The organism is uncultured Nonlabens sp. (assembly GCF_947495285.1).
Classification (GTDB): domain Bacteria; phylum Bacteroidota; class Bacteroidia; order Flavobacteriales; family Flavobacteriaceae; genus Nonlabens.
Genome location: NZ_CANLXZ010000009.1, coordinates 35,163 through 57,647, shown reverse-complemented (window position 1 = coordinate 57,647; position 22,485 = coordinate 35,163). Strand labels below are relative to the sequence as shown.

At 35.5% G+C, this 22,485-nt stretch carries 19 protein-coding genes; 6 read left to right on the top strand and 13 right to left on the bottom strand.

The genetic code is table 11. The features are described 5' to 3' along the window. Positions 1 to 276 precede the first annotated feature (276 nt). The 9 genes from Q0838_RS05315 to Q0838_RS05275 all read right to left on the bottom strand — a co-directional run bounded on the left by Q0838_RS05315 (position 277) and on the right by Q0838_RS05275 (position 9,792). Entirely contained in the window at positions 277 to 1,482 is a 1,206-nt protein-coding gene (locus Q0838_RS05315) for a peptidoglycan DD-metalloendopeptidase family protein (protein WP_298952130.1), read from the bottom strand. Continuing rightward, complete coding sequence (locus tag Q0838_RS05310) at positions 1,483 to 2,238, bottom strand: DUF4292 domain-containing protein (protein WP_298952129.1); 756 nt, start codon at positions 2,236 to 2,238, stop codon at positions 1,483 to 1,485. It abuts the gene before it with no gap. Beyond that, complete coding sequence (locus Q0838_RS05305) at positions 2,238 to 3,614, bottom strand: hypothetical protein (RefSeq protein WP_298952127.1); 1,377 nt, start codon at positions 3,612 to 3,614, stop codon at positions 2,238 to 2,240. Before Q0838_RS05305 ends, Q0838_RS05310 begins: the two co-directional genes overlap by 1 nt. A 22-nt stretch (positions 3,615 to 3,636) precedes the next feature. Continuing rightward, the gene (locus Q0838_RS05300; protein ID WP_298952125.1) at positions 3,637 to 4,653 is read right to left on the bottom strand and encodes a sugar phosphate nucleotidyltransferase; all 1,017 of its coding nucleotides are present in this window, start codon (positions 4,651 to 4,653) and stop codon (positions 3,637 to 3,639) included. 62 nt (positions 4,654 to 4,715) lie between these two features. Beyond that, on the bottom strand, positions 4,716 to 5,882 hold the full coding sequence (locus Q0838_RS05295; protein WP_298952123.1) for a tetratricopeptide repeat protein: 1,167 nt from the start codon (positions 5,880 to 5,882) through the stop codon (positions 4,716 to 4,718). A gap of 55 nt (positions 5,883 to 5,937) precedes the next feature. Then, positions 5,938 to 6,372, bottom strand: coding sequence for a dUTP diphosphatase (gene dut, locus Q0838_RS05290; protein WP_298952121.1), 435 nt, complete (start codon positions 6,370 to 6,372; stop codon positions 5,938 to 5,940). Next, a complete protein-coding gene (locus Q0838_RS05285; RefSeq protein WP_298952119.1) occupies positions 6,369 to 7,835 on the bottom strand; it encodes a polysaccharide biosynthesis C-terminal domain-containing protein in 1,467 nt (488 codons plus the stop codon). The genes dut and Q0838_RS05285 overlap by 4 nt, the downstream gene beginning before the upstream one ends. A gap of 283 nt (positions 7,836 to 8,118) precedes the next feature. Further along, positions 8,119 to 8,613: a hypothetical protein gene (locus Q0838_RS05280; RefSeq protein ID WP_298952117.1), complete on the bottom strand. Its 495-nt coding sequence runs from the start codon at positions 8,611 to 8,613 to the stop codon at positions 8,119 to 8,121. A gap of 45 nt (positions 8,614 to 8,658) precedes the next feature. After that, entirely contained in the window at positions 8,659 to 9,792 is a 1,134-nt protein-coding gene (locus tag Q0838_RS05275; protein WP_298952116.1) for a methionine aminotransferase, read from the bottom strand. Positions 9,793 to 10,297: 505 nt separating this feature from the next. Here Q0838_RS05275 and Q0838_RS05270 point away from each other — a divergent pair. Then, entirely contained in the window at positions 10,298 to 11,314 is a 1,017-nt protein-coding gene (locus Q0838_RS05270; RefSeq protein WP_298952114.1) for a fasciclin domain-containing protein, read from the top strand. A 1,175-nt stretch (positions 11,315 to 12,489) separates the two neighbouring features. Here Q0838_RS05270 and Q0838_RS05265 read toward each other — a convergent pair. Genes Q0838_RS05265 through Q0838_RS05255 form a run of 3 tightly spaced genes read right to left on the bottom strand, consistent with a single transcriptional unit; the run spans position 12,490 to position 15,970 of the window. Continuing rightward, on the bottom strand, positions 12,490 to 13,236 hold the full coding sequence (locus tag Q0838_RS05265; protein WP_298952112.1) for a succinate dehydrogenase/fumarate reductase iron-sulfur subunit: 747 nt from the start codon (positions 13,234 to 13,236) through the stop codon (positions 12,490 to 12,492). Positions 13,237 to 13,291: 55 nt separating this feature from the next. Next, positions 13,292 to 15,295 (bottom strand): fumarate reductase/succinate dehydrogenase flavoprotein subunit, encoded by a 2,004-nt coding sequence (locus tag Q0838_RS05260; RefSeq protein WP_298952110.1) that lies wholly within the window; start codon positions 15,293 to 15,295, stop codon positions 13,292 to 13,294. Positions 15,296 to 15,307: 12 nt separating this feature from the next. After that, positions 15,308 to 15,970 carry a succinate dehydrogenase cytochrome b subunit gene (locus Q0838_RS05255; protein ID WP_298952108.1) on the bottom strand — a complete coding sequence of 221 codons (663 nt, stop codon included), beginning with the start codon at positions 15,968 to 15,970 and terminating at the stop codon, positions 15,308 to 15,310. 261 nt (positions 15,971 to 16,231) lie between these two features. Here Q0838_RS05255 and Q0838_RS05250 point away from each other — a divergent pair, with 261 nt between their 5' ends. Then, positions 16,232 to 16,408: a hypothetical protein gene (locus Q0838_RS05250; RefSeq protein ID WP_298952106.1), complete on the top strand. Its 177-nt coding sequence runs from the start codon at positions 16,232 to 16,234 to the stop codon at positions 16,406 to 16,408. 188 nt (positions 16,409 to 16,596) lie between these two features. After that, a complete protein-coding gene (locus Q0838_RS05245) occupies positions 16,597 to 16,953 on the top strand; it encodes a hypothetical protein (RefSeq protein WP_298952102.1) in 357 nt (118 codons plus the stop codon). A 10-nt stretch (positions 16,954 to 16,963) separates the two neighbouring features. On the opposite strand, the gene Q0838_RS05240 is transcribed toward Q0838_RS05245, so the two are convergent. Beyond that, positions 16,964 to 17,845 (bottom strand): hypothetical protein, encoded by an 882-nt coding sequence (locus tag Q0838_RS05240; RefSeq protein WP_298952100.1) that lies wholly within the window; start codon positions 17,843 to 17,845, stop codon positions 16,964 to 16,966. A 199-nt stretch (positions 17,846 to 18,044) separates the two neighbouring features. On the opposite strand from Q0838_RS05240, the gene Q0838_RS05235 reads away from it, so the two are divergent. The 3 genes from Q0838_RS05235 to Q0838_RS05225 are packed head-to-tail and all read left to right on the top strand — an operon-like array spanning position 18,045 to position 22,481. Further along, a complete protein-coding gene (locus tag Q0838_RS05235) occupies positions 18,045 to 19,649 on the top strand; it encodes a hypothetical protein (RefSeq protein WP_298952098.1) in 1,605 nt (534 codons plus the stop codon). Further along, the gene (locus Q0838_RS05230; protein WP_298952096.1) at positions 19,642 to 21,018 is read left to right on the top strand and encodes a LysM peptidoglycan-binding domain-containing protein; all 1,377 of its coding nucleotides are present in this window, start codon (positions 19,642 to 19,644) and stop codon (positions 21,016 to 21,018) included. The genes Q0838_RS05235 and Q0838_RS05230 overlap by 8 nt, the downstream gene beginning before the upstream one ends. Next, positions 21,015 to 22,481 carry an MBOAT family O-acyltransferase gene (locus tag Q0838_RS05225; RefSeq protein ID WP_298952094.1) on the top strand — a complete coding sequence of 489 codons (1,467 nt, stop codon included), beginning with the start codon at positions 21,015 to 21,017 and terminating at the stop codon, positions 22,479 to 22,481. The genes Q0838_RS05230 and Q0838_RS05225 overlap by 4 nt, the downstream gene beginning before the upstream one ends. Positions 22,482 to 22,485: the final 4 nt, after the last annotated feature.

Below are 22,485 nucleotides of genomic sequence, written 5' to 3'. Positions count from 1 at the left end.
GGGGTTTTACACTCATGGTGGGTTGTTAAAAAACACGATGATCACTTGCCATTACGCACATGACGCGCAATCTGCTAGAATCCCTATCGCTTTATAACTTTAACTTTTGTAATTTTTACAAAAGTTATAAATGAAAAATCTGATATAATTGATTCCCCATAGTTAATCAAAAAAATTCATTGCTTAATAATATTTGACAACTTAGAAAAAATCTGATTGCCTCTCTACTGAGCGTCTCATATCTAAAATTTGAGATCCGAGTACAATATTTTCAAACTACTTACTAGAAATCCATTTTGCAGGATCTACGGTATCATTATCCTGCATGAGGACAAATTTAAGCTCTGTTTCTCCAGAGTTAGAGGTAAAAATCTCACCTATGACGTCTTTTGTATTTACCTTACTTCCTTTTTCTACACTTACAGACTTGAGATTATCATATATAGAAGTGTAGTTACCATGTCTTATGTGTACCGCGAGTATACCATACTTACTTTTTGTGATACGTATCACTTCACCTTCAAAAATAGCACGCACTTTTGCACCTCCAGGACTTTGTAATCTGAGACCATTTGAATCAATAGTAAGCGATCTTACCACTGGGTGCGGCTGCGTACCATAGCGTCTAGAAACAAAACCTTCTTCCACCGGCCATGGTAATTTACCTTTGTTACTTTTAAAATTATCAGCCAGAATTTTTGCTTCTGGTGTTAAGAAGAATTTATTTGCAACTGCGCCTGTTTTTCCTTTATTAGACGCTTTAATATCAGCTGCGATAAGAGCTTTAAGTTTTCGGTCTATTTTATTACGCTCATTTGCCTTTATTCTTATGTCAGCGACATATTTTTTCTCGTTTTCTTTAACCACAGCGAGCAGGTTCTCTTGTTCTACTTTATCAATTTTAAGTGCTGCTCTTTGTTTTTTATTAAGTGCTAGAACTTGTTTCTTTTCTTTTTTCTCTATTTCTAGCGCTACATTTTTTGCTGCTATAGCTTCCGATTTTATCGTTATTTCTTCTGCTTGTTTTTTACGGTAGTCTGCATATGATTTTAAATATTGCACTCTCTTATAAGCCTGTAAAAAATCTTCAGAACTCAGTAAAAACATAAGTCTGCTTTGATCATTTTGAGATTTATATGACTTTACGATCATCTGAGCATACTCTGCTTTTAGCGCTTTTACCTCTGTATTTAATTTTTTAATCTCGGCAGCATTTGCTTTTATATTTCTAGTGAGGTTATTAGCTTGCCTATTAGTAATATTAATAATCTCTTGTGTACGCAATATCTTTTTATCAATGGTCTCTACGAGTAGCACCATTGTTTTTTCTTCTTTACGCACGTTTTTGAGCAACCTATCAAATTGATTTATCTCTTTTTGAATCAATGCTTTACGTTTTTCTAGAGCTGCTTTTTCTGATTGCGCTTTCGCGAAAGCGAAACACAACAAAAACAATATCGATAAGTAAAAGCACTTTTTCATCTACAATTTAAACTCACTGTAACCAGATGGCATGCTGAAAGGAAACGTCATCGATTGATTAAATTCTACATTTTTAAACTCCATTTCTACCTTAGAAACTCGGTAGCGCTGGTTAGCATCTATCTTAACTTCAGTTGGGATTATTCTTCCATCTACCACTTGATACTCGGTGTAATTAACCTTTAAGAAGCTATTTTCTGACGGTTTAGCAATAGATTGCTCAGAAACCTTAAAGTCTGACGGACGAAGGCTGAAAAGCTTAGTCACGATACCTTCTTGCTTAAACTGATACTCGTTATCTACAATTTTAAAATCTTTATTATCCAGAGGCTCTACTGCCTGACCTAGTAACAAATCTTCTAATTGCTTAAAGGAGATTTCTTCTCCTAAAAATTCACTTATTAAGCTGAAATCGCCATCAAACGACCTTCTATTGAGTTTTTCATAAAACTGTACACGGTCTGGCGTTATGTAAACCTTTGCTCCTGTAAAGCCCAGTACACTTAAACTCATCCATATTTTCTTACCTTTTTCCATACGCAGGTTAACGGTGAAGGATCTCGTGGTGTTTGAGTTATCATAACTCATAGAAAGTCTAGCTTTCATGGTTTTAAAATCGATACTAGCCGCGTTATGAGAATTAACCACTTTAGATCTTTTTGCAGCTGCCGTGGCGCGATTTGCAGCACGTTGCGTACCACCACAACCGGCTAGCAGTATGAAAAAGATTATAGAAACGTATTTTAAGTATTTCATTATTTATTTTTAGACAGCGTTTTTACTTTAGAACGCATTTTTGCAGCTTTAGTTGTGTCACCTTTTTGATCGTAACTTATCGCTAGTTGTTGATATATGTCACTTTCTAGCTTAGGCTCATCGAGTAAAAAACTTAATCCAGATTCTAGTTGATCTATGGCCTTATCTGGTTCACCTAACTTATTATGTGCTACGCCATTTAACAAATAGAGCAATGCCTGTGCAGGAAAAACGTTCAGCGCCTCCTCAGTTATCTCTACTGTTTTATCATAATCTTTTATATCGATACTTAAGAGCGCCACCTTTTTAATAAGGTCGTAATTCTTATTATCAATATCCAGTCCTTTTTGATAAAAAGCTATAGAGTTACCTACGTCCTTTCTTTTAAGATAATAATCACCGAGCGCATTAAATGCTTTTACATCTTCCACCTGGTCTGCAAAATCATTTATCGCATTATCAATATCATTATCTTCTATGTCTGTGGCATCAGATTGTATAAAATCGTTAAGCACATTAATCTTAGTCTCTGTATCGAACTGTGTAGATTCAAAAACCTTTTGCATGCTCCTGATTCCCTTGTGTGTTTTACCTGCTTCTAGATAGATTTTATAAAGAGCGAGTTGCGCTTTATCACTTTTGGGCAAGTTTTTATCTAACTCTTCTGCTATTTCCTGAACCTTATCTGTGTTATTCTTTTTACTGTAAAGATAAATGAGGTTGATATAAGATTTTTCATCTTTAGGATTTGCCGCGATAGCAGCCTCTAGATCTTCAATATTGCCATCTCTAGCCTCATTTGCTCCTAGTCTTGCTTGCACCTGTCTTTTAACCAGTATGCGACGGTCATCCTCACCTAGACGTTTATCTAGCTTTTCTATGATCGCAAGCGCTTCTTCATTTTTATTTACTCTCAAGTATTGAAACGGCAGCAACTCTTCATAGTTTTCATTAATTCTTGCCAGTTTCTCAAGAACGGTTAACGATTTTTCATATTCCTTTTGTTTGTTATAAACGTCATATAAAGTTTCTAATAACCATTCTGATTCTCCAGATAGTTCAATGGCACGAGTTATTTTCTGTTCCGCTTTCGCGAAAGCGTTACTCATCAAATAATTCTTTCCCATTTCAAACTGGATGACTCCAGTATCAGGTTGTATTTTTTCACAGGTCTCTAGAAATAAAATAGCCTTATCGTGATTACCGATAGCCTTTGCAGATAGTGCATTGAAAAAATTATCCTTAAAGTCGTCAGAGACGTCACCTAGATCATCCACATTAACCTCGTCTGAGGATACTTCTTCTTGAGCTATAATATGGTTATTACACAAAAAAGATAGTGTAATAAAGGAGAGAATGTGGAGTGACTTGATCATAAGTTATTGTTTTCAATACTAGTTATTCCATGGTAGAATAATCACCGATACTTATTTTAGTAAAATTAGCATCGTATGTTACGTGACTGCCTATCATAGCCTCGTCTAATGTAGCATTTTTAATACTAGTGTTTTTTTGTATCAATGAGTTAGTAATGGTACTGTTATCTATGACTGTACCTGCACCTATAGAAACGTGCGGTCCTACGGTACTGTTTTTAAGAACGACACTGCTATCGATAACACACGGTTGTATAATAGTTGAGTTTTCTAGAGTAGGTTGCGAGTTGATTTCTTCACTTCCATCTTTTTCCATAAAGGTCATGATGCGCTGGTTAGTCTCTATGGCAACATTCTTGTTACCGCAGTCCATCCACTCATCTACTGTACCTGTTTTAAAAACATTTCCAGCAGCCATCATTCTTTTTATACCGTCGTTAATCTGGTACTCGCCACCGTTAATGATCTCGTTATCGATCACAAATTGCAGTTCTTTTTTGAGTTTCTCTATTTCTTTAAAGTAATAGATACCTATAACTGCCTGGTCGCTTACAAATTGTTCTGGCTTTTCTACTAGCTCTACGATTTCTTGTTGGTCGTTTAATTTCACAACACCATAAGCTTCTGGACGGTCTACTTGCTTAGTCCATATAACAGCGTCTGCTATAGGATCCAGTTCAAAACTTGCTCTTATTAACGTGTCTGCATAAGCAACTACTGCTGGACCAGAAAGAGAAGGCTCTGCACACATAATAGCGTGACCAGTCCCTAGAGGTTCTAACTGACGGTAAATACTAGCTTTGGCACCTAGACCTTCAGCAAGTTTTTCTAAACTTTTTACCACTTCTTCTCCAAAGAAAGCCGGATCACCCAGAATAAAAGCGATCTCTTCTACTGGCTCTGAAAGTATGCGTGCTATATCCTTAACTAGTCTATGTACAATAGGCTGGTTTGCTATAGGGATTAATGGTTTAGGAACAGTAAGTGAATGTGGTCTGAGTCGTGAGCCACGACCTGCCATAGGTACGATTATTTTCATAGGCGTTATTCCTATTCAGGTAGGAATTTATATATTATTGAGATGGGAAAAACATCTCTTAGTTAGTCTAGTTTAATATTTAAGTTATTATCAGTACAAATCTTATTAAAAAGATCTTCTTTATTCTCTTTTACAAACATACGATATAAGAAGCCTATCATTTTTTCAGCATCTGCAGAATAAGGTGAGTTGGAATCTAAATACAATTGCCTAGCGTCGATAGCCTTTTTTAAAGAATCTTCTATCAATTGTTGATTCATATAAGTGAGTGCAAGTCCATAATGCCCCTCAGGATCTTTAGGATTTACCTCAATTAGTTTTTCATACCAAAACGCAGCACTTTTAAAATCTTTTTTATAATTATAAGCTACCGCCATATTCATTATAGACGTAGGATTTAAAGAATCTACCTCATAAGATTTTTCATATGCCTTAATAGCTTTGTCAAATTTATTAATCTGCCTGTAAGATCTACCCAAATTATCCCATGCAAAAACAAACTTAGGATCTAATTTAACCGCTTTTTCATACAACTTAATGGCCTTATTATATTTTTCAGCCTCCATATAATCTATCCCATCTAAATAGAATTCCATGGCTTTCTCATTTGTGGAATATGAGTTTAACTTTTCTTCATCGTTAGAAAAAACCAATCGCTCTACTGCGGGACAATTTTCAACTAAATTATTTGAAACCAACTTCAAGAAAGATCTCATTTTTTCTACTGTACCTAGTTTTAATTCTTGAATAGAATTGCTACTAACTATAGCCTCAGTAGTACATTGCTTTATAGCTGTGTTTTTATCTGCTTGAGAAATACTAGTAGAAACCTCACTTATACAGTCACAAGCGATATCGGTAACGTCTGGCAGCATATTTTCTACAGAAACAGCTGCTGCATTATACTTATTGTAAAGATCACACTCATTGGAAAGTAATTCTAACGTTGCCTCCATATCTGATTGATCAATGGTATCTAGAGAAGCGTTGGGATTAAGTGTCAGCGTAGTGTCTCTATCTTTTGTAATTTGAGATAAGGCACCAGCAAAAACAGCTCCTTTCTGACATTCCTTATATGTTTTTTCAAAATTATCTTTCAGAGTACCTTCCTTTTCTGCATTCTCTAAGCATTCACAAATAACCTTAGACATTACAGCATTCTTATTCTCGATTTGAGAAAAACTGAAGATTGAGATAAAGAAACAACTTACTAAAATTAAACTTTTCATAGATCCAACTTTATTAAATGAGTTAAAATTATTGCCCTGTGCAGGAATTTTAGACTTACTTCAATCCAGTACTCCCAAAACCACCTTCTCCACGTTCTGTAGAACTTAATTCTTCTACTTGTTGCCAGTCGGCACGCTCATGCTTTGCGATAACTAGTTGTGCGATGCGCTCACCGTTCTCAACTGTGAATGGCTCGCTAGATAAATTTACAAGAATCACACCTATCTCGCCACGATAATCTGCATCTATAGTTCCTGGCGCATTAAGGACAGTTACTCCTTTTTTTGCTGCTAGACCACTTCTAGGTCTTACTTGCGCCTCAGTCCCTATAGGTAATTCAATAAATAATCCTGTTTTTATGATCGCTCTTTCTAGTGGTTGTAATGTCACTGCTGTTTCTAGATTTGCTCTTAAGTCCATTCCTGCACTTGCTTCAGTTTCATAATGAGGTAAAGCGTGCGATGATTTATTTATAATCTTGATGGTCATTTTCTTCTGAGGATTTTATTGATAATTTCTTTTTCGCGCAAGCAAACTACACCTAATACAATAAGAGTCATTAACACTCCTGTTAGGTAGGTTTGCCACGTTTCTATACCTAATTCACTTCTTATATAGTAAAAGAAAACTAATGATAATGAAATAGAAAGGCATAAATATAGCAGAATATTTTTGAGATCGTAAGGAACAGCGAGGTGTTTTCTACCTATCAAGTAAGAAATCACCATCATTACTCCATAAGCTGCACAAGTAGCATAAGCACTTGCCATATATCCTATATGCGGAATCAGAAGTACGTTTACTACAATAGTAAGAATCGCTGCAGCAATAGAAATGTAAGCACCATACCTGGTTTTATCTTGGATTTTATACCACACCGATAGCGTTTGATAGACACCAGAGAAGAAATAAGCGATTAAAATCAATGGCACTACTTCCATGGCGGTTTCAAAACCTTTATCTACTATAAATGGACGTATAAAATCTACTAGAACTACATAGGCAACTAGAGCTACCGATCCTAGGGCTACAAATGCCTTAGTTATCAAAGCATATTGTTGTGTTGCATTTTTATCGCCAGACTGGCTAAAAAAGAAAGGCTCTACTCCTAGTCTAAATGCTTGTGCATATAATGTCATTCCTACTGCAAGTTTGTAACCAGCTGAATAAACTCCTACTATCGCCTTATTTTCTGCGGCATCATATGGTAGTATATATTGCAACAGTACTCGATCTATCGATTCATTGATTGCAAAAGCTAAACCAGCCAACAAAATAGGCCAACCATAAAACAGCATTTTTTTACATAACGTTTTATCAAATTGCCATTTTAGAAAATAAGGTTTAATTACAATTAAAAATGTCAAAACACTAGCAGAGAGAAAAGCAATAAAGAATAGTTCTATTTTATCTGTAGGTAAAACTTTTTCAATTGCTGGAGCGTATTGTAAAATCGTAAAGAACAAATATGTCATTCCTACTGTAATCACTACGTTAAACAACTTTATTAAGGCATAATTTGTAGACTTTCCTTGAGCACGCATGTAGGCAAATGGAATCACCATTAAAGTGTCAAAAACAATTACACCTATAACCCATTTCCAGTAGGACGCAGAGAGCTCTGTTACTGCAGCAATGAGATCTCTACACAAATAAGCGACACTTCCAAAAACTAATGTTGTTATTAATAAAGAGATAAGAGCAGTACTTAAGGTCTTTGCCTTAGTAGATGCGTCATTATAAAATCTAAAAAACGCTGTTTCCATTCCATAGGTAAGGATCACATTTGCAAAAATAATATAGGTAAAGATGAGATTTGCTTCTCCAAATTCAATTGGGCTAGGTAAATAGGACGTAAGCAAATTAGTCAACAACACAGTAAGCAATCGCGGTAAAACTGTCGCGAGACCGTATATAAAAGTATTCTTAAAAAGGTTTTTTATGGAAGTCAAAAAACGTGGATTAATTGAATTTCAAAGGTAGGATTATTTTCATATATCTTTTACCTCTATTCTTTGCTTGGACCCAATGACATTGATATGGCCACTTATATTATTTGAGATTTGTTTTACTTGCGCTTTCGCGAAAGCGGAACTCAAAAACAAGAGCCTCAACTATAACTAGATTGTTTAAAATTAAAATGTTTTGACAAACCTATAGAAAGAAAGGACTCAAAAATAGTTAGTTACCATGAGTGAACCCTTTCTGATTATGAGTGAACAGTATATTTTCTATTTAATTTCTATTACTTTGAGGTGGAGCACTAGGATAAGCCATGGTTTCTTTTTGATCTATTCCATCTAGTTTTACATACATGGTTTTTCCATTTTTTAAAAAAGCGATAACCGCCTGATCATTATTTAATTGAAAAGGTACGTTTTCTAGATATGGTGACTTATTCCCGTATTCCTTTTTAGGATCCAGAGACATTTCTCTATCTATGCGTGGTAAATCAAAACGAGTAACTAACATTTTTTTATTATTAGAAGTAAAACTGGCCGTTTTTTTCTCCATACCACGGAAGTATGCTGCTACAAACTCGTTACCCTCTAGAATCGAGGCAGGAAAATAAAGCGATACACCACTACGAGAGCCTGGAGCACCAGCAGACCAGATCTGAAAATGAGGTTCTAATTCTGTTTTAAAATCTGATGTAGCCATATTTTTATTTATTTTTTGAGAACTACAAGAGCTCAAAGCAATCCCTAAACAGATAATCAAGTATTTCATAATGGTTTAATTTTTATAAGACAAGTGGTTTTCATTCAGTAATTTTTACAAGCTATTCAATATTTTTGCAGCAGCAATGATTTCTTCGTCTTTCTTTGCAAAACAAAATCTTAACATTTTAGGATCTTCACCTTTCATAAAAACAGAGATAGGAATACTTGCTATTTTATGTTCTATGGTAAGTCGTTTTGCAAAGTTAAAATCACCTTCGTCAGTTATGGCGCTATAATTTAATAATTGGAAATAAGAACCTTGGGCTGGTGTAAAGGTAAACTTACTTTCTTTAATTGAGTTAAGGAATAGATCTCGCTTGCGTTGATAAAATTTACCTAGATCTAAATAGCGCTGTGCTTTTTGAAGGTAATTTGCAATGGCATCTTGACCAGGGTGACTCACACAGAAGACCATGTATTGATGTATTTTATAAAATTCTTTCATGAGATGCAGCGGTGCGAGGCAATATCCAATTTTCCATCCAGTAATGTGAAATGTTTTACCAAAACTGCCTGTTATAAAACTACGTTCTCGCAAACCTTGATATCTAGCTGCACTGTAATGCTCTCTACCTTCATAAATAATATGTTCATACACCTCGTCACTTAATAATACTAAATTGTGTTCTACTACAATTTCTTGTATAACTAACATGTCCTGATGACTCAACATATTACCACTAGGATTATGCGGTGAGTTAATCATGATCATTTTTGTACGTGACGTAATTTTATCCTTTACTTCTTGCCAGTCTATAGAGAAGTCAGGTAAACCCATAGCAACACTTATTATTTTACCACCAGCTAGTTGAATCGCCGGTTCATAGCAGTCATAGGCAGGTGTGAAAACAATCACCTCATCACCTGGATGTACCACTGTTTGTATCGCGCAATAAATAGCTTGTGTAGCACCTGCAGTAAGGCAAATTTCATTTTCTGGATTGTAAAACGCTTCATGCTGTTGCTGTGTCATATTAGAAATCGCAGCACGTAATGAAAATAATCCAGCCATGGGTGCGTACTGATTCTTATCATCTTGAATAGCTTTAATATGTAAATCCTTCAGTATGGTGTCTACAGAAAAGTTGGGAAAACCTTGGGCAAGATTAATAGCATCATGTTCTTGCGACAGCCTACTCATTGTTGTGAAAATGGAGTCTGTAACGTTGGGTAATTTTGATATCATGAAGGGAAATTACAACAATTGTATTACAAAATGAAAAAATAAAACTGATGGAATCCATACAATAAATACAATTCCTTTAATAATAACGTATCATAAAAAAAGTACCCTTGAAAGATACTAATAACCTAAACCAACACATAATTTTAACCTTAGGTAATTTTTATAAGTTGAAAACAGTCTCCACAAGAATACACCTAAATGTTTAAGATTTAGATATAAATACATAACCATCTGTAAACATATACATTATAAGCTATAAAAAAGATAAGTAAAGTAAATAACATCGATAAAAAGCATTTTTATTTTTAATAAATATAAAAATACTAAAATAAAATTACACACCTCTATTATGTTGTTTTTCAGGTATTTAATCTTTGTGAGAAGAGATATTAATATCGATGCAATACAATAATACTCGTTTATCATGAATTATTTATGGTTGACTATAGGGATTTTACACAGATTAACGTGATATTTGTACCGATAAACGAATAAACCGAAAATCATGAAGAATTTTTACTTACTACGTAGCCTGCTTTTGTTTTGTCTCATTTCTATTATTGTGTCTTGTGAAAAGGACGAAATAACTAACGAAGATTTATACATAGACCCTACCGAAGGGACTATTGCTGATTATGTTAAATCGCAAAACAACCTCACCAACCTAGCCACAGCATTAGAACAAGTAGACCTTTTAACTACGTTAGATTCTAGTGAGCTTTCTTATGTGTTTTTACCGGACAACAGTGCATTTAATGCTTTTTTACAAGAGAATAATTACCAATCTATTGAAGATATCCCATCTAACTACCTAAAGCAAGTATTGCTTAATCATATAATGAATAGCGATATTGATATAAGATCACAAAGAACAGAGCCAGAAGTAATCATTACTACCAGAGCCACGCAATTGTTTAACAGCGATAATAATATCGCAGCAGTAGTAAAACACCAGGGTAATACCACTACTTTAAACGGTGTAGATGTAATGAATGAAACCATGTCATTTAGTAACGGTAATGCAACAATAGTAAATAATATCATTGAACCGTCTACATTACAGTCTTTATTGGTTTCTTATGAATCTTTCAATACAATGAGAGACGTAATAGCACAAAGTCCTGAAAGTGAAGAAATAATATCCTTATGTGATCAAAGAATAGTAGAAAGCTCTAACACACCGCTTACCGTATTTTTACCGAGACCAGAAGTAATTGAAGCTGCTCTAGCCTTTGAGGCAGACTTTATTAGCGCTCCTGTAGGAGACAGATTCGGAGATTTTGTTGACTCTCATGTTTCTGAAACAGGAACTCATTATGTAGGACAACTAGAAAATAATGAAGAAGTAGTTACTAGATTACGTACAGCGACTAGCCGTATTAATAATGATGGAAGCGTCTCACTAACTGTGAATAATGGGTTATCCCTACATACGGTTAACTTAATAGGTGACCAGGAAGGTATACTTCATGTAGCAAACGGCACAATTCAAAAAATAGCTGGCTCTCTATACTCAAGATAATATACGTATACCAGTTATCTTAATTCGGTTTTAAAAAAGCTCTTGTACATAAATGTACAAGAGCTTTTTAGTTTTATCAACTATCGCGTCCTAGAATAATCATACACAAACAAAAACGTAATGAAAAGGCAAGGTATTTCAGGATAATCCCAAATAACTATACACATTTTTTTAAATCTTATGTTCTATGTGAAGATAGCAAGGGTTCCATTCAAGAACTAAAGCTTGGGACGAATATGACATTAAAGCAGACTCAACTTTACACCAATAAGCTAAATAATTGCAACATAAATCGAGGAGACATAATTTAATACAACCTATCTAATAAATCTAAATAATACAATTTACAGATGGAGGCATTAGAAATTTGAATGTAAACAGAACGCTGAGGCAGAACATATTTCCTTAAGAGCCGACAATAAAGTGATCCTATAGGATACGCCTGTCGACATTTTGCAGAAAAGAATAAACACATAGGTCATCGACTGATACCGCACGAACAACAAGAGATTATAATTTTCATCTGTGGTTTCTGTGGGAAAATAGGTTTGCCTATCAAGTATGTTATTGGACTAAAAATCAAGAACTAACAAAGAAGGTATAGAACTAAGAGTCATTGAGAAGAACAGAGAAGCACATAAAAATGGCTTAATCGGTGCAAAAAGATGTACATAATCTATTGAGAGTACAATTATAAATGGTTTTACTATAGGAGATGCATAGACTAACCTCTTGGTATGGCATCATTTCATGATAATCCATAACTATTTAAACCGTAAGACAACAAACTCACATCATAGATATAAAACCCAAAAATAGAGTGTGTCCAACTAAACTGACCAAAACAGACCTAGATAATTGGTATTAATTAGGTTATAAAATAAACAAACCCTCGTTACATAACTATAACAACAAAAAACCAAACTAAAAATATAGCTACATAGCACGTATCGATACGTCTAGATATCATAAATAACTAAGTAAGCTAACAACACTAGTAGTCGGTCACCGGCAGTCAATTGATTCTTAAACACGCTTAAAAAGCGATTACATCCTTAAGGCAATAAAGGATCAGAATTAAAAAATCAATCATAATTAAATTTGAAACAAAAAAAGATTCAAAAACGTTACCGCTCTTGAATCCTTTAAAATTTAGGTAGTAATGAACCTTAGATTTATCCTAACGTTTCTGCTTTAAGATACTCACGGTTCATTCTAGCGATGTTTTCTAGCTTAATTCCCTTAGGACACTCAATCATACATGCTCCAGTATTAGTACAGTTACCGAAGCCTTCCATATCCATCTGACGTACCATATTCATAACACGATCCGTGGCCTCTACCTCACCTTGCGGTAATAATGCATACTGAGATACCTTTGCACTAGTAAACAACATAGCACTAGCATTTTTACATGCAGCAACACACGCTCCACAGCCTATACAAGTAGCTGAGTGGAATGCCTCGTCAGCCTTTGCTTTTTCAATAGGAATAGAATTAGCATCTTGAGTATTACCAGAGGTATTTACAGACACATAAGCACCAGCTTGCTGTATTCTATCAAAAGAAGAACGATCTACAATTAAATCCTTTATAACAGGAAAAGCAGCAGCTCTCCACGGCTCAATGGTAATGGTGTCGCCATCATTAAATTTTCTCATGTGCAACTGACATGTTGTAGTCAGTTTTTGCGGTCCATGAGGTTGTCCATTAATCATCATGTTACAAGATCCACAGATACCTTCACGACAGTCGTGGTCAAATTCTACAGGCTCCTCACCCTTATTAACCAGTTCTTCGTTTAAGATATCCATCATTTCAAGGAAAGACATATCACCATCCACACCATCTAGTGGATAAGTAACCATTTTTCCTTTGGCCTCAGGACTAGCCTGTCTCCATATTTTTAAAGTAAGTTTCATACTTTTTATATTTAGTTTGTCTCGCTTTCGCGAAAGCGGAACATTTAAAATTCAATTATTTATAAGAACGAGTTTTCAATTCTACGTTCTCAAACACTAGGTCTTCCTTGTGTAATTTTGCGTCACGTGGATTCTCGTTATATTCCCAAGCAGAGACGTAAGCATAATTTACATCATCCCTCAGCGCCTCGCCTTCCTCTGTCTGGTACTCTTCACGGAAGTGACCACCACAGCTTTCATTTCTATCTAAAGCATCCTTTGCAAACAGTTCTCCTAATTCAAGGAAATCAGCAACACGTCCTGCTTTTTCAAGTTCTTGATTCTTAGTGTCTGCACTTCCAGGAACCTTTACGTTTTTCCAGAAATCTGCTCTAAGTTCAGCTATTTCATCCATTGCAGATTTAAGGTCTGTTTCATTACGAGACATTCCACATTTATTCCACATGATTAAACCTAACTTTTTATGATAATAGTCCACAGAATGAAGACCTGAACCATTCATCAATTTCTCGATTCTAGCGCGAGTGTCTTTTTCTGCCTGATCAAACTCAGCAGTATCCGTAGAGATTGCGCCCGTTCTAATCTCGTCAGCTAGATAATCACCTATAGTATATGGTAGAACAAAATAACCGTCTGCTAGACCTTGCATCAATGCACTAGCTCCTAGACGGTTTGCACCGTGATCAGAAAAGTTTGCTTCACCAGCTGCAAAACATCCTGGAACAGTAGTTTGTAAGTTATAATCCACCCATAAACCTCCCATGGTATAATGAACCGCAGGGAAAATTTTCATAGGTACTTCATAAGGGTTTTCATCAGATATGTTTTGATACATATCAAATAGATTACCGTACTTCTTTTCAATTACTTTTTTTCCTAAAGCAATCATTTCCTCTTTACTAGCATCTTTCTTTCCATGAGTAAGAGCTTCTACTTTACCATAACGATAGAACGACTCTTCAAAATCGAGGTAAACCGCATTACCAGTTTTATTTACACCATAACCAGCGTCACAACGTTCTTTTGCAGCTCGTGATGCAACATCACGAGGCACTAAGTTACCAAAGGCTGGATACCTTCTTTCTAGATAATAATCTCTATCTTCTTCTTTAAGATCAACACCTCTTAATTTCCCTTCGCGTATAGCTTTTGCGTCTTCCAGATTTTTAGGAACCCAAATTCGACCATCATTTCTAAGTGATTCTGACATAAGAGTCAGTTTAGATTGATGCTCACCACTTACCGGAATACAAGTAGGGTGAATTTGAGTGTAACATGGGTTTGCAAAGTGTGCTCCACGACGGTGGGTTCTCCATGCTGCCATTACGTTACTACCCATAGCATTAGTAGAAAGAAAAAACACATTTCCATAACCACCAGAGGCGATTACTACAGCATGCGCTCCATGTCTTTCTATCTCGCCAGTAACTAAATTACGAGCAATGATACCGCGGGCTTTACCATCTACCTTTACAAGATCTAACATCTCATGACGGTTAAAAGGTTGCACCTTACCACGGTTAATCTGTCTGTTTAAGGCAGAATACGCTCCTAATAATAACTGCTGTCCAGTCTGTCCAGCTGCATAAAATGTTCTAGAAACTAATACACCACCGAAAGAACGGTTATCTAACAACCCACCATACTCACGTGCAAAAGGAACTCCTTGAGCAACACACTGGTCGATAATATTAGAAGAAACCTCAGCCAGACGGTGCACGTTTGCTTCTCGAGATCTATAATCACCACCTTTTATAGTATCATAGAATAAACGGAAATTTGAATCTCCATCACCTTGATAATTCTTTGCAGCGTTAATACCACCTTGTGCAGCAATCGAGTGCGCACGACGTGGAGAATCGTTGTAACAAAATGTCTTTACATTATATCCTAGCTCTGCTAGAGTTGCAGCTGCAGCTCCACCTGCTAGTCCAGTCCCTACTACGATAACATCTATGTTACGCTTATTTGCAGGGTTAACTAGGTTAATGTGATTTTTATGATTTACCCACTTTTCAGCAAGTGGTCCTTCAGGTACTTTAGAATCTAATACTGACATAACTTCTTATTATTAATGAGTAAAGTGATGATACAATGCAATAAAAATGAACCCAGCAGGGATCAATACGGACCATGCATAAGTTGCTTTTCTTAATCCATCACCTTTATTGACAGCTTTAGCCCCAACAGACTGGAAAGAACTATTGAAACCATGCCACAAGTGCATCGCAAGCAAAACAAAAGAAATTACGTAAAAACCAACTCTTATAGGGTCTACAAATTTTTCTCTTAACTCAGTGTAATACCTTGTTGGCGCTTCTGGCTGCACGTCTATGTACTTTACCGTCATTTCATGAACCCAAAAGTCATACATATGGAGTCCTAAAAATGCTAGCACAACTAAACCAGTAATAATCATATTACGAGACACCCATGATGAATTAGAATTACCAGAAAACTGTGCATACTTCACTGGACGAGCTTTTCTGTTTTGAAGGTCCAGCACTATTCCCATTACAAAGTGAACAATTAATCCACCTATTAAAATAGGTTGTGCTACAAATTGTACTAATGGATTATAACCCATGAAATGGGACCATTCATTAAATAAATCTGGTGCAAAAACAGATGTGATGTTGATGACAAAGTGTTGTGTTAGAAAGACAACTAGGAATAATCCTGAAAGTGCCATTACCCACTTTCTGGCAAGCGATGATTTTACTAATGCGCTCATGTGTGATTTTTTAGTTTAGACGCAAAGATAACTTTCAGATCTATCAATTTCAATCGTAATAGATAAAAGCCCTTTAACTTTACCTTATTTGGATTCAATCTTAATAGTTTTCTAGCCTCGATGCCCTTAATAAGTAGGATGTTTCTTATTATCCTTTCATAAAAATGGTTAATTAAATGTTGTTTTTTGTTTCGCTTTCGCGAAAGCGATACCTGCAACCATCTTCTCATACGAATTCTAATCCTATGTCGTTTATCAACTATGAAAACCTTTCTTCTATTTATCCTATTTATTCTAGGATCGTGGCAATTTTCTAATGCAAATAAAATTAAAACCATCCATATTTTTGTAGCACTTTGCGATAATGTGAATCAAGGTATCGCGCCTGTACCAGAAAAAATAGGAAACGGTCAAGATGCATTTAATAATTCATATTGAGGCGCAGGTTATGGCATCAAGAGATTTTTTAAACGCAGTAAGGACTGGAAACTAGTTTCAAGCATAAAAAATCAAACACCTATTTACTTGCAGGCGCCTATGATGGTAATACATCCAGCAAACAACTTATAGATTTCTTAGAAGCTAGTGCTGGCCGCAACGGTTTTCAAATAGCTATTGATGAACAGATGCTGTGTTTTGGTGGAGATTCTCAATTATTAGGGTATATAGGTCATAATGGACTAATGGAATTTGATGTAATTGGAGCTTTTGATCCCGTAAACGATCTAAAAAGAGAAACTATTATTCTGGCTTGTTATAGCAAAAATTATTTTACGCAGCATTTGCAAGTTTCAAAAGCAAAACCACTCGTATGGACCACGCATCTTATGGCGCCAGAAGCGTATACAATAGATGCAGCCATCAAGGGCTGGATTAGAAAAGAAAACGCCGATCAAATTAGGGAACGTGCCGCAATGGCTTATCACAACTATCAAAATTGCGGTAAAAATGCAGCTAGAAGGTTGCTAGTGAGTGGGTTTTGATCATAAAAAATTAAAAATACTCATAGAGAACTGGTGCTGATGTATTTTCTAATGTATCAAGATAATAATATTCTGTAAAATAACTTTCTATCCTACCTTGATTATCATATGTAAATATTCTTCTTCTCATCTGTGGACCACCAGGGTCATTCTGGATTGCATCAGGAATATGAGCCGAAAATAAAAGATAGCTGCTTGGAATATTTATAGAATCTCTAAAAGGTCGATACCGTAAAAATCCAAAAAGATGATCTAAGTTGCTTTTACCTGATTGATTTGCTGGATTTATAGTAGAACTATAATCTATAACCTCAGGAAACTCTTCACCTACTGATATATTGTTGTCTACATTAAAATAAAAGGAAAAACTACCTACTGAAAAGCACTCCTCTGCTCTTCCCGTAGTAACTCCATTAGCATCTACTATGGTTATCAAACTATAATCACATTGATCTAGTAAATTGTTATCGATATTTCCTCTGTAAAGACGTTGCCAAGTCTCTGTTTCTGTATATGTAGATGTTATCTCTTGAAAAAAACCATACGTACTGTCTTCTCCATATTGATTTAGCAAAGAGTCGTATGTAAATGTTCTAGATCCAATAGAACGTATTTTATCATTTGCGTCATAAATTACATTATGAACTAGGGTGGCTCCATTTTCAGTAACCGAGATAGAAGAAACTCGAGATTGTGCATCATAATTAAATTGCGTAGTTCGATGCAACGAGTTTATGATGTCTATTCTTTCCTGTGTATCAAAAAGAATATAATTGTTTGTGCTGTAAGTAATCTTCTTCAAACCCATCGCTTGAGTTTGTAGCACTATATCATCATCGCTTGAACAAGAGAACAAACTAAATAGTATTACAATACTGAACAGATACTTCATCAATCAATTTTTTTCCAAATCTAAATATTAATATCCATAATCACCCAAAAATCAAGTTTTCACATCTAAATCTATACGTTTATCGATTTTTAGGTCAGAATTGAAAATAACACAAAGCAGAATCACCTGCTTAGAAATCCAAGCTAAAAAACTACCTTGCAACCCAACAAAACGCCTTATAAAAGCGTTGAATTACGGCATGGATTTTAAGGAACATAAACAATTTTTATCGGCATTTTTTATAATCGCTGCAGGTGGATTACTGTTCTACTTTGCAAAACCTTACTTGCCTTCAAAACTTTTTGTAGAAAACACTACCAGCTCCAACATTGCAGTAGATAGTTTGATGCTAAGAGCTATGAAAGAATTTGAACAGGCAGAAGATTCCACCATCGTCGTAGTAGACTCTATAGTCATTCCAGCTATTAAAACCGATTCCATTATATTAGGAACTATCCCAACAGATTCCATACCTGCACCTGTGATTCAACAGGTTTCTTATTCTGACTTAATTAAAGTAGACGATTTTGACTTCAATTTAGAGCGCCCAACAGACTCTACTGGAAAAATCGCTATTCCATCACCCCTTGCGCTTAAGAGTTATAAGGGAATTAATAACCTCAAGAGATTTTTTGAAAAACTTTATGAGCTCGATCAGTCCAAAGAAGGGAAAATACGCATTGCATATTATGGAGATTCCATGATAGATGGTGATTTAATCGTACAAGATTTTAGAAGCTCGCTGCAAACTCGTTTTGGAGGTAGCGGTGTAGGTTTTGTATCCATAAAATCAGAAAGTGCTCGATCTCGGTATTCTGTTAAACATTATGCTAGCGGTAACTGGACACAGCGCAATTACATGAAAGCAAGAACAGACAGCCTGCCTTATGGTGTAAACGGCGCTATTTTTTTTCCTGTAGACTCTACTGCAAGTGTAAAATATCTAGCTAGTGGAATAAAGAACTCCTACCGACTCAATTCTCCACGTCTATTTTACGGTCCAGCAACAGATAACACTCTTTTAAAAGTCACTAAAGAAAAAGACACTACCTTCAACACAATAGCTTTAAAAGGTAAGAACGGATTAAACACCGTAAATCTATCAAGTAAAAATCTCAAAAAAATAGAATTGGACTTTTCTGGTGCACAAAACACACCTATTTATGGGATAGACTTTTCTGACGCGACAGGTATTGCCGTTGATGGATTTTCTAGTCGTGGTAATTCTGGATTACCTTTGAGTATTTTAAACATCGGCCAGATGAGAAAATTTGATCAGGTATTAAGTTATGACCTCATCATTTTACAATTCGGTGCTAACGTATTAACTCACAAATCTAAAAATTACAACTGGTACTCTAGCAGAATGACTAAGGTTATTCACCATTTACAACAGGCATTTCCAGATGCAGACATTCTTATATTAGGTACTGCAGATAAAGGAACTAAATTTGAAAACATCATAAAAACAGATACTAGTGTAGTGAAATTATTACGTGCGCAGCAACATTATGCAGCAAAAACAGAGTCTGGTTTTATGAGTCTTTTTCATCTTATGGGCGGCGTTAATACGATGCCTATATGGACGGATCAAAAACTGGCCAATGATGATTTCACACATTTCAGCTCTAGGGGTTCTCGTAAAATAGGTCGCATGATTTATGGGAGTTTGATGGAAGATTATTCCGCTTTCGCGAAAGCGAGATCAAAACAATTACAGTTACAAATAGAACGACATAAAGAAGATAGTCTGGCAACGAGCATCTTAAATGACAGTCTGAAAAATATACCATTACATGATTAAACAGTTACTTTTCTTATGGTTAGGAATTCTAGCCCTGCCAGTAATTGCGCAAAATGTGGAAGATTTACAAATCAATCCATTATTAATAGACCGCAGTTTTCAAGAAATTAAGAATCCGCTGGTGTTGAATGATTTCTTTAAAAAGGTAGAAGAATTAGAAAATGGCACACGTAGTCAAGTAACTGTTGTACAAATAGGAGATTCTCATGTGCAAGGACCTTATTTCCCACAGTTTATAAGACAAGGGCTGCAAAATAAACTAGGTAATGCTGGTCGTGGTTTTGTTTTCCCATATCGCGTAGCAGGAACTAATGGTGCCATAGACGTTAAGTTTAAAGCAAATGGCGACTGGACAGCTGTGCGCAATGTAAAAAGTAAAGGAAATGATAATGTAGGTCTAAGTGGTATCAACCTAGAAACTACAGACAGTAATTTTATCATGGAAGTAGATCTGGATAAATCTATAGAAACGGTTACAGAGGTAACCATAGCATCACCACATCCTGAGCGATTTAAACTGAGTACAAGCGATCAAAGCAATCTTATTAAACGAGTAACTAACACAAAAACCTACAAGGTAAAACCTGGTGATTACTTGGGTAAAATAGCTGCAAAGTTTCATACATCAGTAAAAAAAATACAGCGAGCAAATGGGATGAAAAATGTGAATTTGCGCGCTGGGCAATCGCTTAAAATACCTGGCACTACGTCTACAAACAAAGTAAGTGCTAATACAAATTTCAAGGACCTAACATCTATAGATGGTATTACTTATCAAATACCTGCAGGGACACAGCAACTTTATTTGCGAGCTGCGAGAAAAGAATCAAAATACGTCCTAGACGGACTTTTACTGAGTACAGGAAAAAGTGGTGTTCATTTTCACGGGATAGGCGTTAACGGCACAAAATTTAGTGATTACAACAAGTTTCCTAGGTTTTTTGATCAACTAGCAGCCATAAATCCAGATCTTATAATTATCTCACTTGGGGCTAATGAGAGTTTTTATGACACTTATACAGAAGAAAAACTCAAATCTGATATGGATATTTTTAATCGTGAGATGATTAAAAGAGGCATGACTGGTAGTGTTTTATTAACTAGCCCACCACCATCCATGAAGAAACGCAAACGCATCAATTCTACCGCAACGGTGTATGCTTATGAAATGGGAGTTTTTGCAAACTTGAACTCTTGGGCGTTTTATGATTTACACTCTGTTTCTAGAACGAGTACAGCAATGCCTGACTGGTATGCTGCAAAATTAACCTCTAGCGATAGAATTCATTTTATAAAACCAGGCTATCAACTACAGGCGCAATTGCTAGTAGAATCTATTTTCAACTCTTATGATCGTTATAAAAAATGAGCAGATTAGAAAGCATATGGAACTGGCTCAGTTATGACCCACAAAAACCTTTACTATTTAACAGTGAGGCATTTTTGTATTTATTTCTGGGATTCTATTTGCTATATATCTTAATGACTGATGTGCGTAGAACACGTATTTTATATGTTATTGCGTTTTCATTATTTTTCTATTATAAATGTAGTGGGATGTACTTCTTATTACTCATCTTTTCTTCCTTTATAGATTATTATATATCTGATCTTATCTACAAGAGCAATGATGCAAGTAAACGGAAATGGTTACTTATCACCTCGTGTATTATCAACCTAGGCTTATTAGCTTACTTTAAATACACCGGTTTTCTTACCCAAAATTTCAATGCTTTGTTTTCTGGCGACTTGAGTTTTGGAAATATTTTCCTACCTATAGGAATATCATTCTATACATTCCAGACCATGTCTTATACTATAGATATTTACAGAAGAGAATTAGAACCAGCGAGAAATGTATGGGATTTTATGTTTTTTGTTTCCTTCTTTCCACAACTAGTTGCTGGACCTATAGTAAGAGCCAAAGATTTTATACCACAGATATATGAAAAATTAGCCCTATCTAAAAAAGAATTGAGCTATGCTCTATTTCTCATCATAGGCGGATTGCTTAAAAAAGCGGTGATTTCTGACTATATAAGTGTAAATTTTGTTGATCGTGTATTTAATTTTCCAGATAATTATAGCTCATTTGAAAACCTACTGGCCGTTTATGGATATACGTTACAAATTTATTGTGATTTCTCAGGATACTCAGACATTGCGATAGGCCTAGCTCTATTAATGGGATTTGAACTACCAGCTAACTTTAGAACACCGTATCAAAGTACCAGTGTGACCGAATTCTGGCGCAGGTGGCACATATCACTTTCTGGCTGGCTGCGGGACTATCTATACATATCTATGGGTGGTAATCGCAAAGGAAAACTACGCACCTATTTCAATCTCTTTATGACCATGTTATTGGGCGGATTATGGCATGGAGCATCTTGGAAATTTGTTCTTTGGGGTGCGATGCATGGAACCGTACTTGCGGTAGAAAAAGCGTTTAACATTCCTAAGATTTCTAACAAACACTATACTTTAAAAATTATAGCAGGAATAGTTACATTTCACTTTGTGGCGTTTTGCTGGATATTCTTCAGGGCGTCAGATTTTGATAATGCTTTAAACGTAATTACTAATATAGGCATGATGGAATGGAATCCACAAAACTGGTGGAGCGTTTTAACAGGCTATCAAAACGTGGCTATTGTTCTACTTGTAGGTTTCTTATGGCACTTTGTACCCCAACAATGGCAAGATAAACAACTAGCCATTTTTCATAAAATACCAGTTGTAGGTAAAATGATTTTATTTGCAGCAGTAATTTGGGTGATAAGCGCTACTGCTAGCAGTGAAGTACAACCTTTTATTTACTTCCAGTTTTAGGATA

What these genes read in the sequence shown, in the direction of transcription:
- Q0838_RS05275 (WP_298952116.1), bottom strand. Translation starts at nt 9,792, where the DNA reads ATGATATCAAAATTACCCAACGTTACAGACTCCATTTTCACAACAATG.
- Q0838_RS05265 (WP_298952112.1), bottom strand. Translation starts at nt 13,236, where the DNA reads ATGAAACTTACTTTAAAAATATGGAGACAGGCTAGTCCTGAGGCCAAA.
- Q0838_RS05245 (WP_298952102.1), top strand. Translation starts at nt 16,597, where the DNA reads ATGCTGTGTTTTGGTGGAGATTCTCAATTATTAGGGTATATAGGTCAT.
- Q0838_RS05235 (WP_298952098.1), top strand. Translation starts at nt 18,045, where the DNA reads ATGGATTTTAAGGAACATAAACAATTTTTATCGGCATTTTTTATAATC.
- Q0838_RS05260 (WP_298952110.1), bottom strand. Translation starts at nt 15,295, where the DNA reads ATGTCAGTATTAGATTCTAAAGTACCTGAAGGACCACTTGCTGAAAAG.
- Q0838_RS05270 (WP_298952114.1), top strand. Translation starts at nt 10,298, where the DNA reads ATGAAGAATTTTTACTTACTACGTAGCCTGCTTTTGTTTTGTCTCATT.
- Q0838_RS05280 (WP_298952117.1), bottom strand. Translation starts at nt 8,613, where the DNA reads ATGAAATACTTGATTATCTGTTTAGGGATTGCTTTGAGCTCTTGTAGT.
- Q0838_RS05230 (WP_298952096.1), top strand. Translation starts at nt 19,642, where the DNA reads ATGATTAAACAGTTACTTTTCTTATGGTTAGGAATTCTAGCCCTGCCA.
- Q0838_RS05300 (WP_298952125.1), bottom strand. Translation starts at nt 4,653, where the DNA reads ATGAAAATAATCGTACCTATGGCAGGTCGTGGCTCACGACTCAGACCA.
- Q0838_RS05310 (WP_298952129.1), bottom strand. Translation starts at nt 2,238, where the DNA reads ATGAAATACTTAAAATACGTTTCTATAATCTTTTTCATACTGCTAGCC.
- Q0838_RS05315 (WP_298952130.1), bottom strand. Translation starts at nt 1,482, where the DNA reads ATGAAAAAGTGCTTTTACTTATCGATATTGTTTTTGTTGTGTTTCGCT.
- Q0838_RS05295 (WP_298952123.1), bottom strand. Translation starts at nt 5,882, where the DNA reads ATGAAAAGTTTAATTTTAGTAAGTTGTTTCTTTATCTCAATCTTCAGT.
- dut (WP_298952121.1), bottom strand. Translation starts at nt 6,372, where the DNA reads ATGACCATCAAGATTATAAATAAATCATCGCACGCTTTACCTCATTAT.
- Q0838_RS05255 (WP_298952108.1), bottom strand. Translation starts at nt 15,970, where the DNA reads ATGAGCGCATTAGTAAAATCATCGCTTGCCAGAAAGTGGGTAATGGCA.
- Q0838_RS05240 (WP_298952100.1), bottom strand. Translation starts at nt 17,845, where the DNA reads ATGAAGTATCTGTTCAGTATTGTAATACTATTTAGTTTGTTCTCTTGT.
- Q0838_RS05250 (WP_298952106.1), top strand. Translation starts at nt 16,232, where the DNA reads ATGAAAACCTTTCTTCTATTTATCCTATTTATTCTAGGATCGTGGCAA.
- Q0838_RS05225 (WP_298952094.1), top strand. Translation starts at nt 21,015, where the DNA reads ATGAGCAGATTAGAAAGCATATGGAACTGGCTCAGTTATGACCCACAA.
- Q0838_RS05305 (WP_298952127.1), bottom strand. Translation starts at nt 3,614, where the DNA reads ATGATCAAGTCACTCCACATTCTCTCCTTTATTACACTATCTTTTTTG.